This is a genomic window from Mycolicibacterium sp. XJ1819, assembly GCF_053483675.1.
The window spans coordinates 1-12,684 of sequence record NZ_JBEFST010000006.1 but is presented as its reverse complement, the minus strand read 5'-3'; the positions used below and the strand labels follow the sequence as shown (position 1 = coordinate 12,684).

Sequence of the window (12,684 nt, the reverse complement as noted above, 5' to 3'; positions counted from 1 at the left end):
TTTATTTGCCGGCGGGCGTCCTGGATTAATCGCACCCCCGCGTGTCGCGAATGAAAGAATCGCGAAAATGGCTAATTTACGGCAAACACGATTATCCGCAGAACGGTGCCGCGCCTTGACCGAACAATTAGACCGACGACCCGAGCTCACCCGGGCGCAGATCCTGCGCGCGGCCGCACGCCAATTCGCTCACCGTTCCTACAACCGGGTCAGCCTCGACGACATCCTCAACGACGCCGAGGTGACGAAGGGTGCGATGTACTTCCACTTCCGCTCCAAGCACCAGTTGGCCGCGGCCATCGTCGAACAACGCAGCGTCGAGGCCCAGGCGGCGATCGAGGCACTGCTGGCGCGCAAGCTCACCGGCCTTGAGGCCCTCATCGACATCTCGCTTCGCATCGCCACCGACGACCTCGGCGACGAGTCGACCCGCGCGGGGTTCAACCTGATCGAGTCGATCGGGCGCGTGGACGGTATGCAGTCCGAGGTGCTGCGCAGATGGGTGGCGGCCTACACGTCGATCGCCCGCAAGGCCGTCGACGACGGCGACATCCCCACCCATCTCGACCCCGAGGACGTCGCTCACCTACTGGTCGCGATGTACATGGGCATCCGGCAGACCAGCAGCCTGTGGAAACCCGAGCGGTTCCTCCGCGACCTCGAGAAGTCATGGTCGCTGGCGCTTCCGGGGTTTGTCGCCGACGACCGGATGGCCTACCTCGGCGAGTTCATCAAGCGACGCACCGCGGTCGCGATCAAGAACGCCACACCGCTGAGCGGCTGATCGATTAGCATGCCCACCGTGGCGCGCCGATCCCGAGCACAGGCCACCCGGCGCCACATCGTCAACTCGGCAGTGCAGATCTTCTCTGAAATCGGTTATGCCTCTGCGGGTTTGAACCTCATCATCGATCGCGCGCAAATGACCAAGGGCGCGCTGTACTACCACTTCGACTCGAAGGAGTCGCTGGCCAGCGCGATCATCGAGGAGGGCAACGCCAACCTGTTCCACGCCTTCCGCAACGTCGACGGATCGTCGTCGCCGGCGTTCGAAACCCTGCTGCACGGTTCGTTCGTCGTCGTGGACGCCTTCAACGCCGACTTGACGGCCCGCGTCGCCGTGCAGTTGATGCGCACGCTCGCCGGCTTCAACAACACCGCTGCACGCGCATACACCTGTTGGCTCGACGAGATGTCGGCGCGCGCCGCGACCGCGGTCGAAGAGGGCGATCTGCACCGTGATCTCGATCCACGAGCGGTCGGCGAGACGGTCCTGGGGGCGGTCATCGGAGTCGAGTTGCTGTCCGACGCGACGTCCTCGGGAGCCGACGTGCTGCGGCGGGTCACCCGGATGTGGGAGGTGCTGCTGCCCGCCGTCGTGACCACCGCCTCGTTGCCGTACTTCCGCGAGTACCTGGCCCGTGAATCCCTGCGCTACGCGCCACCGTCGTCCACGCCGATTCCGACCCCGGTTCGTCCACTTAACTAACTAGGTTTACTGTCTTGATAGCTTGCAGACAGGGGATCGCCCATGGACATGACGTGGTCGGACGCCGATCTGGCGTTCCGCGACGAAGTGCGCACTTTCCTAGACGAGAAGCTCACGCCGGAATTGCATCGGGCCGGCCGGCTGATGACCAGCGTGTACGCCGATCACGACGCCAGCATCAAGTGGCAGCGCATCCTGCACGAGCGCGGTTGGGCGGCACCCGCATGGCCGGTCGAATATGGCGGGTGCGATTGGACCCTGACCCAGCACTACATCTTCAGCCGTGAGTCCCAGTTGGCCGGCGCGCCGTCGTTGTCGCCGATGGGCATCCGGATGGTCGCCCATGCGCTGATCGCGTTCGGCACCGACGAACAGAAGGACTACTTTCTTCCGCGGATCCTGACCGGCGAGGTGTTCTTCTGTCAGGGCTACTCGGAACCGGAGGCGGGCTCCGATCTGGCGGCACTGTCGATGGCGGCCGTCGTCGACGAATCGGCCGGCGACCTCATCTGTACCGGCAGCAAGATCTGGACCACCCATGCGCGCGAGGCGAATTGGATGTTCGCGCTCGTGCGGACGTCGAAGACCGGTAAGAAGCAGCAGGGCATCACCTTCCTGCTCATCGACATGGCCACCCCGGGTATCGAGATCCGCCCGCTGGTGATGACCTCCGGTGAAGAGGTGCAGAACCAGGTCTTCTTCGACGAGGTGCGGGTGCCCAAGACCAACGTGCTCGGCGAGATCGACGACGGCTGGACCGTCGCGAAGTATCTGCTGGAGTTCGAACGCGGCGGCGGCGCATCGTCACCCGCACTTCAGGTGTTGGCTCAGGAGATCGCCACCGTCGCGGCCGAGCAACCGGGCCCCGGCGGCGGTGCCCTGCTCGACGACCCGGCGTTCGCGCACCGGTTGGCCGACGCGCGCATCCGCACCGAGGTGCTGGAGATCCTCGAGTACCGGGTGCTCGCGACGGTGGCCGAGGGGAAGAACCCCGGCGTGGCGTCGTCGATGCTCAAGGTGCTCGCGACCGAGCTGAGCCAGACGCTCACCGAACTGGCGATGGAGGCGGCCGGGCCGCGCGGGCGGGTGTATCAGCCGCACGCCACCTTCCCCGGCGGACCAGTGGCGGAGTACGAACCACCCGCCGACGGCTACGTCAGCGGCGAACCGTGGCAGGCGGTGGCCCCGTTGCGCTACCTCAACGACCGGGCCGGCTCGATTTACGCCGGTAGCAACGAGATTCAGCGGAACATCTTGGCCAAAGCGGCCCTCGGACTCTGATGGGGGACTTCAGGTGGACTTCAACCTGAGCAAGGAACAGGAACTGCTACGCGACGGGCTGACCAAGTTCCTGTCGAGCAGATACCGACTCGAAACCAGCCGCGCCGCGGCCAAGACCGGCGCCGGGTGGCAACCCGACATCTGGCGTGGGTTCGCCACCGAACTCGGCATCCTGGGCGCCGCGCTGCCCGAGGACGTCGGCGGGATCGGCGGCGGCCCGGTCGAGATCATGGTCATCGCCGAGGCGCTGGGTCACGCGCTGGTGATCGAACCCTACGTCGACACGGTGGTGGTGGCAGGCGGACTGCTGCGCCGCGCCGGCGGCGCAGTTGCCGCAAGCCTGCTGGAGAAGATCGTCGAGGGCACCGCGATCGTCGCGTTGGCGGCGGCCGAACCGGCATCCGGTGACCGTTGGCAGGACGTGGCGACCACCGCCGAGCGCGACGCGGACGGATGGATCCTGAGCGGGTCGAAGATCGTCGCGATGAGCGCACCGCTGGCGACGCACCTGTTGGTGACCGCCCGTACCGACAACGGGCTGTCGCTGTTCGTCGTCGACCGGGCCGGCGACTCCGGCGTGGTGATGCACCCGTATCGGACCGTGGACGATCGGCGGGCCGCCGACATCGTCTTCGACGGGCTGCGGCTACCGGAGCAGGCCCTGCTCGGTGAGGAGGGCGGTGCATGGGAGTCGATCGCAGCGGCCCGCGACGAAGGCGCCGCCGCGGTCTGTGCCGAAGCGGTCGGCTGCATGCGAAAAGTCTTGGCCGACACCGTCGAATACGCCAAGCAACGTCATCAGTTCGGCCAGCCGATCGGCAGCTTCCAGGCGCTGCAGCATCGCATGGTCGACATGTACATGGAGGTCGAGCAATCCGTCGCCGCGGTCTACCTCGCGGTGCTCAACATCGAGGCCGAACCCGACGTGCGGGCGCGGGCGGTGTCGGCGGCCAAGGCCACCGTCGGGCGCGCGGCGCGACTGGTCGGCCAGGAGGCGGTGCAGTTGCACGGCGGTATGGGCATGACCGAGGAATTGGCGATCGGCCACTATTTCAAGCGGCTGACCGCGCTGCAGTACGAGTTCGGCTCCACTGACTACCACCTGACCCGCTACGCCAGCCTGGGATTTGGGAGTGGTCAGTCGCGCTAGCCGCGACCCATCACGCCGAAATCGCAAGGTAGGCGGTGATCGCATCGGTCAGGGCCCGCAGTTCGCGGCTGACGTCGACGGGACCGGGCACCGCCATCTTGGCCACCATCGCACCCATCAACGTGGTCCAGATGAGATTGCCCACCGCATCGGCGGACTCGGGATCTAGCCCCTCGGCGACGTAGCGGCCGAGATCGGTGAGCGTCGAGAACAGCCCCAGCAGGTGGCGTTGCTCGACGTCGGCCCGACTGGCGCGGGTGGCGATCAGGATCTCAAGGGCGGCAATGGATGTCGGGCTCAGGAACGCGTCTGCGACGGCGTTGACGACGAGCTCGGTTCTGGCGCGGCCGGACACCGAGCTCAGCTTCGGCTCCACCTCCCCCAGCGTGGCGAGCAGCTCGCTGAAACCCTTGTCGACGACGGCCATCAGCAGGCCGTCGCGATCGCCGAAGTGATACTGGATGACGCCCCACGTCACGCCGGCGCGCTCAGTGATGTGCTTGGCGCTCGCGGCGCCGAAACCCTCCTCCAGAACGCAACGCACGGTCTCCTCGATCACCATTGCCCTGGTGCGGTCCGCGCGCTCCTGTTTCCCGCTCACCGGCCGGCGTGGCGTGACGTTGGCGGTCATGGCCGCGACCCGTGCCGGCTTCGCGCGTCGAACGCGGGGGCGACGAAGCGTTCCACCATTCGGCGCTCGACCTCGGCGTCGTGGACGGGCCAGTGCAGCATCGCCATCACCACGCGCAGGATCCACTCCGCGGCATCGGTGTCGTCCTCGGTGAGCCCGTTGAGGTCGACTGCGAACCGGGCCACCGCCGGGGATTCGGTCAGCCATGCGATCGGCTGCGATCCGCCAAGGGAGTTGATGGTCAGGTGGCTCAGTGGATCACGCCGAATCTGGTCCAGTGCCACCATGATCGCGGTCACCACGCGTTCGGCGCCGGTCAGCCCGTCAACCGCCTGCTCCACCGCCGACACGATCCGCGCGGCCGCGCGCACCACCACCGCGTCACGGATCTCGGACTTGCCGCCCGCGTGCCGGTAGACCGTCGCACGCGAACAATGCACGCGCTTGGCCACCGCGTCCACGTCGAAGGCATCCCAGCCCTCCCTGGCGATGAGGTCGGCGGCCGCGGCATAGATCCGTTCGGCGCCGGCCGTGCGCCGGTCGCCACCGACCAGCCAGTCGTCGGGCATGTGCACCGCCCCCTCCGAGACCGTCGCGCTCATGTTCTCACCGTGAGACGTTTTCCGAAAGTCATCTCAACATCGACGCAGGTCGGCCGACCCGGGTGAGACGACCGGCGTGGGCACCGCTGACCAGCGGATATCAATCTTTGGCCGCCCCGTTGACGCGACGCCTGCCCACCGCTGACCCTGAAGACATGACGGTGACAACCACGGGCGTCGGAATCGAGTTGTTCGACGACCGCTACATCCAGGACCCGTATCCGCTGTACGACCGGATGCGTGCCGCGGGTCCGGTGCACCGCATCGGCGACTCGGATTTCTATGCCGTGTGCGACTGGGACGCCATCACCGACGTGGTGGCCCGGCCGCAGGACTTCTCGTCGAATCTGACGGCGACGATGACCTATCGCGACGGCCGGATCGTGCCGTTCGTGATGGGCGAACTCGGCGGGGACATGCAGGCGCTGGCGACGGCCGACGACCCCTCGCACGCCGTGCACCGCAAGCTGTTGCTGCCCCATCTGAGTGCGCGGCGAGTGACCGCGTTGCGACAGTTCGTCCTCGACACCGCGCAGCGACTTTGGGACGACGCCGGGCCGGACGGGACGGTCGAGTGGATGTCGGAGATGGCCAACCGGTTGCCGATGATGGTGGTGACCCGGTTGATCGGGGTGCCCGATCCGGACGCCGAACAGCTGATGCAGTGGGGCTACGCGAGCACCAAGGTGGTCGAGGGCCTCGCCGACCAAGACGAACTCACCGCCGCGGGGGTCACGGTGATGGAGCTGTCGGGTTATGTGGCCGAGCATTTCCAACGGGCCCTCGACGATCCGAAGGACGACCTGCTCAGCGACCTCGCCGCCGCATGTGCCGCGGGCGAAATCAGCGACATCGCGGCGCTGGCCATGATGATCACGCTGTTCAGTGCCGGCGGCGAGAGCACCGCATCGCTGCTCGGTTCGGCGGCGCACATCCTCGCGACGCGTCCCGAGATTCAACGACAACTCCGCGAGAACCCCGAGTTGCTCGGCGCATTCCTCGAAGAGGTGCTGCGCTTCGAGTCGCCGTTCCGCAGCCACTACCGTCATGTGCTCAACGACACGACGCTGTGTGGCGTGGACGTGACCGCCGATTCGCGGCTTCTCCTGCTGTGGGGATCGGCCAACCGGGACGGTTCACATTTTCCGCGGCCCAACGAGTTTCGATTGGACCGCGGGGCCGGCAAGGGCCATCTCAGTTTCGGAAAGGGCGCGCACTTCTGCGTGGGGGCCGCGCTAGCCCGACTGGAGGCCAGGGTGGTCTTCGAACTGCTTCTGCGACAGACAACCTGGATCGAGGCCGCCGAAGTCGGCCCGTGGCTGCCGAGCCTGCTGGTGCGCAGGCTGGAACGGCTCGAGCTGAACCTCGCCTGAGCCACTAGAACTTGAAACGGCCGGCAAGGCCGCGCAGGGGTAGGTCGGCGCTGGTCAGAATGCCCGCCGGGGCTTCGACCACCGACCGGATGGCGCTGAGTGCAGGCATTCCGGTCACGGTCATGCCGATCGACGCGAAGCTGGCCGGATCCGACAGGTCCACACCGGGTTTGGGGAAGATCATGTGCTTGTTGTAGACGCACGGATCGCCCTTGATCTGAGTGATGTAGCAGCCCTTGATATCCCAGTGCGGGTCGGTGTGCGGGGTCATCTGCCACTCCAGGTGCGTCTCGATCCTGGGAACACCGTCGACCATGCCCTGGTATTTGATGTAGTTGCCGCCAAGGGAGCCCTTGGGCAGCTGGTACCAGCCGAGGTCGACGTCCTTGGTGCACGCGCCGAGTTCGTAGCTGAACTTGACCTCGTCGAGTTTCACGTCGAAGCAGTCGGCCATCAGCAGCACGCTGTCGGCGAACACGCGGGTGTACTTCTCGAGCATGCCGGGAATTTCGGGATCATCGACAGGGCGGCCGTAGCCCACCTCGATCCAGGTGTCCTTGGAGTGGTGGCAGGAGACGTCCACCGACTCGATGGTCGTGACGTTCTCGATCTCGGCGACGTCGGCCGAACACACCACGCCGAGGATCTGGTTGAGCCCGGGGTTCATTCCGGTGCCGTAGAACGTGGATCCACCTCTCTTGCAGGCTTCCTGCAGCAATTGCGAGACCGGGCGGCCGGAGGGGTGAGGATGGTTGTGGTCGCGGTGCCAGCCGGTGATCCAGTCGGCAGTGGTGACGATGTTGATGCCCGCTTCGAGAACCTTGACGTAGAGGTCCTCGTCGGGGAAGACACCGTGGAAGGTCAGCACATCGGGTTTGGCAGCGATGATCTCCTCGACCGTGCCGGTGGCTGTCACCCCGTTGGGCGCCAGCCCGGCGATCTCCCCCGCGTCCCTGCCGACCTTCTCCGGCGAGTAGCAGTGCAGGCCGATCAGTTCGAGATCGGGCCGGTCGGCGATCCGCTTGATCATCTCCCGCCCGACGTTGCCCGTCGCCACCTGGAACACGCGGACCGGCTTACCGTTTGCGCTCAACTGTTTCGCCCTCTCTCAGAAGCGGATTGGAGTTCGGCGGCGCTGCCACCGAGGCCGTCGGGGTAAAATCTCTTGGCCCAGTTACGGATTGCGGTGAACCCAGCATGCTCGGCGGCCGCCAGGGCGGGCGGATCGGAGTACCGCTGGTGCTGCCAGATCTGCACATCCTGGGCGAACTGGCGGATCACCTCCTGGCCGAACTCGCGCGCCTTCGCCTCGGCCCGTGGTGAGTCGTCGCCGGGTCGACGCCCGATGTAGACCATGAACCGCACATCGGAGGTGCCCTCGTCGACCGGGGTGACCGCCGAGATCGTGCGATTGTCGACCATCCCCCAACTCTTGGTCACCGCGATCCCCAGACCGCCGTTGATGGCCTCGACCCCGCTCTTGACGTCCTCGATGCGCTGGTCGTCGTCGCCTTCGAAGGTGATGGTGAAGTCGACGTAGGAGACCGCGTCGTCGAAGTCGTGTCGGGTGAACACCGGCACGATCGGCGTCTGGTGCACGAATTTGAAGTGGGCGAAGTCGACACCGTTCTCCAGGACGTACTGCGGGTGCATCTCCAGGGTCTCGCGATAGAACCGCTGCTGCGGGTAGTAGGCCTCGGCGCTGCTGCCGTCACCGAAGGCCGCGAACACGTCGGGCGCCTCGAAGAACGGGTCGCGGCCTTCGACGTCGTGCCAGATGTACACGGACTCATTGCGTTCCACCACCGGGAACGTGGTGATGCGACGACCGCGGTTGGGCCGGTCCTGGTAGGGGATGCACACGTTGCGGCCCTCGTGGTTCCACTGCCAGCCGTGGAAGGGGCACTGGATCACCTCGCCCTCCACGTGTCCCCCGAAACCCAGATGAGCGCCCAGGTGTTCGCAGTAGGCGTCCATCACGGTCAGCCGTCCCGACTGCGCGCGCCAGGCGATCAGCTCTCGGTCGAAGTACGTCATCCGGCGCACGTCGCCGACCTTGATCTCGTCAGACCACGCGACCTGGAACCAACCGGTCGGCTTCATCGACAACGGCGGCTTGGCCATCTGTGCCCCTCTCGGTGCGGCTGCCCAAAATCATAGAGCACTCAATGTTAGTAGGGAACGGTTTAATGAGCCGTGGCCAATCGCATCCAAGCTCTCCTCGGAATCGACTATCCGATCGTCCAGGCGCCGATGACCTACATCGCCCGCGCCGAACTTGCCGCGGCCGTTTCGGAGGCCGGCGGTCTGGGCGTGATCGAGACGCTGACCCCCGAGGGCCGCGCCGATCTGCACCGCGTGCGCGAGCTCACCGATTGTCCCGTCGGCGCGAACCTGATGATTCAGGGCTGGAAGAACGACCCCTCCATCGTCGACGTGCTGGCCGGGGCCGGGGTGCAACACGTGTTCACCTCCGCGGGTGATCCGGCGCTGTTCACCGCCCGGCTGCACGAGGCCGGGATGACCGTTGTGCATGTCGTCGGCTCCCTGCGGGCGGCCCACAAGGCGCTCGACGCCGGGGTCGACGCCCTGGTCGTCGAGGGCGTGGAAGGCGGCGGCTTCAAGGCTGCGCTGGGCGCCTCGACGATGGTGTTGCTTCCGCTGGTGTCCGCCGGGGTGGACCTGCCGATCATCGCCGCAGGCGGCATCTGCGACGCACAGTCGGCGGCGGCGTCAGTGGTGTTGGGCGCCGAGGGTGTTCAGATGGGCACCCGGATGCTGGCCAGCCGGGAATCGCTGGTGCACACCAACTTCAAGGAGGCGATCGTCGCCGCCAACGACGCGGGCACCGTGCTTCTGGACCTTCCAGGCAACCCGACGATGCGCGTTCTGAGAACGGGCCTGGCGGCGCGCCTTGCCGCCGACGACCCCAACGCCAAGCTGCTCGACAGGGTCACCGAGTTGTATTTCGCCGGCGATATGGAGGCCAGCGTCGCCAACACCGGTCAGGTGGCGGCGCGGATCGCAGAGTTGCTGCCGGTATCGGAGATCGTACGCAGGACGTGGACCGAGATCGAGGACGTGCTGGAGGCCGCGCGGGCCCGCTGCCGAAGCTAGGCGACGCGCTCGAGGTGGCGCGCGGACGTGGACGCCTGCGCCGTGCGAGCGCGATGACGGTCGCGCGAGGCTCGCGGGTGCAGCGAGATCAGTGCGCCGGAACGCACCACGCCCATCGGCCCGGAACCGGCGAAGCGGGCGATCCCCGTCGAACGCATCGTGAACGCGGCTTTGGCCTGTCGATATCCCACCCGAACACCGGCCGCGCAGACGATCAGCAGACCGGCGACGCCGGGCAGTGCCAGAGCGGCCAGCGCCGTCAGCGAAGCGGGGACGAGCACCGCGCTGACCACGTGATCGAGCAGCGACTTCGCGGTGGCCGGCTTGACGCTCGCGGGCGCCAACGGCGCGGTCCCGGACAGCACGATCGCGCGGTGCAGCGGGGTCGCGGCGACAGATCCGAGCGTGGGCGCCTGGATCAACTGGCCGAACAGCGGCGCGTCACCGACCGCCGGCAGCTGTGGCACCTGCGAGGCCTGAGGCCCGAACAGCGGGGCGGCATCGTCGGGCGCCGGCAGTGCGACGTGCATGGCGCCGCTGGTGCCGATCAAGTGCGGGGTGGTCTCCTCGATGCCGAACAAGGTGTACAGATCCGAGGGCAGGTGCCCCAGCGCGGTGCCCGCCCCGGCGACCGAGGTCAACATCTGCTGGACCGATTCGATGACGTCGGTGATCGGCGTCGGCGACGTCGGCAGTGCCACGAACGTCGACGGCACGGTCTGCATGGTGTTGGCGAGCCTGGCCATCGCGGTACGCACCGGCTCGAGAGCCTTCATCACTGGGCCGGGGGTCGGCTTCGCCATCGGTGCCACGGCGCCGGTCCCCGGTGTGGTGGAACCCGCGGGCGGTGTCGTGGCAGTCGGCGTGGACCCCGACGAGTTCGAGGTCGGCGTCAACGCCGAACCGGTGGGGGCGACCGTCGTGTTCGTCGGCGAGGCGCCCGCGCCTTCGGCAGCGGCCGTATCTGCAGCCAATGTGTCGGCGAGGTCGCTGTCGTTGGGTTGCGCGGATGCCGTCGACTCGGTGGAGGCCGCCCCTTGTGCCTGGGTGGTACCGGTGGCGGTCGTCGCGCGCTGCCCGGATGCCGGCACGGTCGTCGGTTGGGGGGTGCCGGTTGGGGTGGCGGTGCCAGTCGGCCCGGCAGCGGTCCCGTCGACACCTTGGCTCTTGGCTGATGACACACCGTCGTCGTCGGCGAGTGCGATGCCCGCCCCTGCGCCGATCAGAAGCCCGGTGGACAGCATGACGGCACCCACTGCAAAGCGCCAAGGCGTGGTGACGATGATTCCCCTCCATCCGACAAGGAACAGCCGGTAGATAGTCAGGGACGATTGTCGCACAGTCCGGGCGAAAAGCACCCAAAACTGCTGCGATAAATATTCGGGCGCACACCGCATTCCACCGCAATGCGGTGCAGCCGTGGCGGTGTCGTTGACCTCGGCGGTCGGCCACCCGCTACCACGACATTAGCTCCGGGGCCTCCGCTGGTCGGACCCCTCTGGGAGCGTCTTGACCTTGATGTCTAGCTTGGCAAACTTTCGATGCGAGGCGCCCTCATTTAGTCACCTTTATCGGCGCCATCCGATCACGCGCTGCACAGGCGAAAAGCAATGTTAGGAAAGCCGCCCACTTTCGCGCCATTCATTGACATGAGGATTTAGCAAATTGATCCAATGTCGATGGGCAAGTCCGCGTCCGCCAATGGGTCGAGCGTAGCCACGATTGCCGCTTGGCGACTCCGACGAGGCGGTCGGCTGCTGCGCCGGACCGTGGGCCGAAAGTGATTGACGTAACAGTTAATTACGGCTTGTCTGCGTTCCCGTGCCGCGCGACGATATGGCGGTGCCGTCACCCAAACGTGTCGTGGTGCTCGGGTCGGGGTTCGCCGGGCTGTGGGCGGCGTTGGGCGCCGCTCGGCGGCGCGACGAACTCGGCGTGCCCGAAGGCGAGGTCGACGTCAGCGTCGTCAGTCGGCAGCCGTTTCACGATGTTCGGGTCCGCAACTACGAGGCTGACCTCAGCGCCTGTCGAATTCCGTTGCGGGATCTGCTCGCTCCCGCAGGCGTCGGCCAGTTGAGTGCCGAGGTCACCGAAATCGACGCATCGGCGGCGACGGTGAGCACCGCCGACGGCGCGAGGCTGGGCTACGACCGCCTGGTGCTGGCGGTCGGGAGCAGGGTGGTCAAGCCGGATCTTCCTGGGCTGGCGGAGTTCGGTTACGACGTCGACACCTACGACGGTGCGACGCGACTGCAGGCGCACATCGCCGATCTGGCAGCGCACGGGGCGGATGCGGCAGCGGCGACCGCGGTCGTCGTCGGCGCGGGCCTCACGGGGATCGAGACGGCTTGCGAGCTGCCGGCGATGCTTGCGGCCGCGCTGGGACCTTCGGCGAGCCCGAGAGTGCTGCTCGTCGACCACAATCCACACGTCGGATCCGACATGGGCTCGTCGGCTCGACCCGTGATCGAGAAGGCGTTGGCGCAGAACGGCGTTGACACCATGACCGGGGTCGGGGTGACCGCGGTGGATGCTGCGAGCGTGACGCTGTCGTCGGGTGAGGTGGTGCCGACGCGGACGGTGGTGTGGTGCGCGGGAATGCGGGCGAACCCGTTGACGGCACAACTCGGTGTGCCGTGTGATCGGCTCGGGCGGCTGCCGGTCGACGACTTTCTCCGGGTGCAGGGGGTTGCGGGGGTGTTCGCCGCCGGCGATGTGGCCGCGGCGAGGATGGACGACGAGCATCTGTCGGTGATGTCGTGTCAGCACGGCAGACCGATGGGCCGCTATGCCGGCTACAACGTGATCAGCGACTTGTTCGGCGCTCCTATGCTGCGGTTGCGAATCCCTTGGTATGTCACGGTTCTCGATCTCGGGCCGGCGGGCGCGGTCTACACGCAGGGCTGGGATCGCCGGGTGGTGAGCGCCGGCGCGGCGGCCAAGGCGACGAAACAGGTGATCAACCGCGAGCGCATTTATCCCCCGCTCAACGGAGACCGGGCTGCGCTGCTCGCCGCGGCCCCACCGCAGTTGCAGGCTGC

The 12,684-nt window shown here is 66.9% G+C and carries 12 protein-coding genes; 7 read left to right on the top strand and 5 right to left on the bottom strand.

From position 1 onward, the window contains the following. Positions 1–115: 115 nt before the first annotated feature. From ABQE89_RS07730 to ABQE89_RS07715, 4 genes are read left to right on the top strand one after another with little or no spacing between them, the layout of a single operon-like run. Positions 116–784: a TetR family transcriptional regulator gene (locus ABQE89_RS07730; RefSeq protein WP_448415721.1), complete on the top strand. Its 669-nt coding sequence runs from the start codon at positions 116–118 to the stop codon at positions 782–784. 18 nt (positions 785–802) lie between these two features. Beyond that, positions 803–1,489, top strand: a complete 687-nt coding sequence (locus ABQE89_RS07725; RefSeq protein ID WP_448415720.1) for a ScbR family autoregulator-binding transcription factor — start codon at positions 803–805, stop codon at positions 1,487–1,489. Positions 1,490–1,531: 42 nt separating this feature from the next. Further along, positions 1,532–2,770, top strand: a complete 1,239-nt coding sequence (locus tag ABQE89_RS07720) for an acyl-CoA dehydrogenase family protein (protein ID WP_448415719.1) — start codon at positions 1,532–1,534, stop codon at positions 2,768–2,770. A 13-nt stretch (positions 2,771–2,783) separates the two neighbouring features. Then, positions 2,784–3,920, top strand: coding sequence for an acyl-CoA dehydrogenase family protein (locus ABQE89_RS07715; protein ID WP_448415718.1), 1,137 nt, complete (start codon positions 2,784–2,786; stop codon positions 3,918–3,920). A gap of 10 nt (positions 3,921–3,930) precedes the next feature. On the opposite strand, the gene ABQE89_RS07710 is transcribed toward ABQE89_RS07715, so the two are convergent. Next, positions 3,931–4,551, bottom strand: a complete 621-nt coding sequence (locus ABQE89_RS07710) for a TetR/AcrR family transcriptional regulator (RefSeq protein ID WP_448415717.1) — start codon at positions 4,549–4,551, stop codon at positions 3,931–3,933. Beyond that, complete coding sequence (locus ABQE89_RS07705; RefSeq protein ID WP_448415716.1) at positions 4,548–5,153, bottom strand: TetR/AcrR family transcriptional regulator; 606 nt, start codon at positions 5,151–5,153, stop codon at positions 4,548–4,550. Before ABQE89_RS07705 ends, ABQE89_RS07710 begins: the two co-directional genes overlap by 4 nt. A gap of 155 nt (positions 5,154–5,308) precedes the next feature. Between ABQE89_RS07705 and ABQE89_RS07700 the strand changes: the two genes are divergently transcribed. Continuing rightward, positions 5,309–6,526: a cytochrome P450 gene (locus tag ABQE89_RS07700; protein WP_448415715.1), complete on the top strand. Its 1,218-nt coding sequence runs from the start codon at positions 5,309–5,311 to the stop codon at positions 6,524–6,526. Between the two features lie 4 nt (positions 6,527–6,530). On the opposite strand, the gene ABQE89_RS07695 is transcribed toward ABQE89_RS07700, so the two are convergent. Both ABQE89_RS07695 and ABQE89_RS07690 read right to left on the bottom strand, forming a co-directional pair. Then, positions 6,531–7,556: an NAD(P)H-dependent amine dehydrogenase family protein gene (locus ABQE89_RS07695; RefSeq protein ID WP_448415930.1), complete on the bottom strand. Its 1,026-nt coding sequence runs from the start codon at positions 7,554–7,556 to the stop codon at positions 6,531–6,533. 59 nt (positions 7,557–7,615) lie between these two features. Further along, positions 7,616–8,650 (bottom strand): aromatic ring-hydroxylating dioxygenase subunit alpha, encoded by a 1,035-nt coding sequence (locus ABQE89_RS07690; protein WP_448415714.1) that lies wholly within the window; start codon positions 8,648–8,650, stop codon positions 7,616–7,618. A gap of 72 nt (positions 8,651–8,722) precedes the next feature. On the opposite strand from ABQE89_RS07690, the gene ABQE89_RS07685 reads away from it, so the two are divergent. After that, complete coding sequence (locus ABQE89_RS07685) at positions 8,723–9,643, top strand: NAD(P)H-dependent flavin oxidoreductase (protein WP_448415713.1); 921 nt, start codon at positions 8,723–8,725, stop codon at positions 9,641–9,643. Here ABQE89_RS07685 and ABQE89_RS07680 read toward each other — a convergent pair. Further along, positions 9,640–10,887 carry a hypothetical protein gene (locus tag ABQE89_RS07680; protein ID WP_448415712.1) on the bottom strand — a complete coding sequence of 416 codons (1,248 nt, stop codon included), beginning with the start codon at positions 10,885–10,887 and terminating at the stop codon, positions 9,640–9,642. The genes ABQE89_RS07685 and ABQE89_RS07680 overlap by 4 nt on opposite strands. A 592-nt stretch (positions 10,888–11,479) precedes the next feature. Here ABQE89_RS07680 and ABQE89_RS07675 point away from each other — a divergent pair. Then, positions 11,480–12,684 (top strand): NAD(P)/FAD-dependent oxidoreductase (locus ABQE89_RS07675; RefSeq protein WP_448415929.1); only part of this gene is annotated, 1,205 nt, incomplete at its 3' end.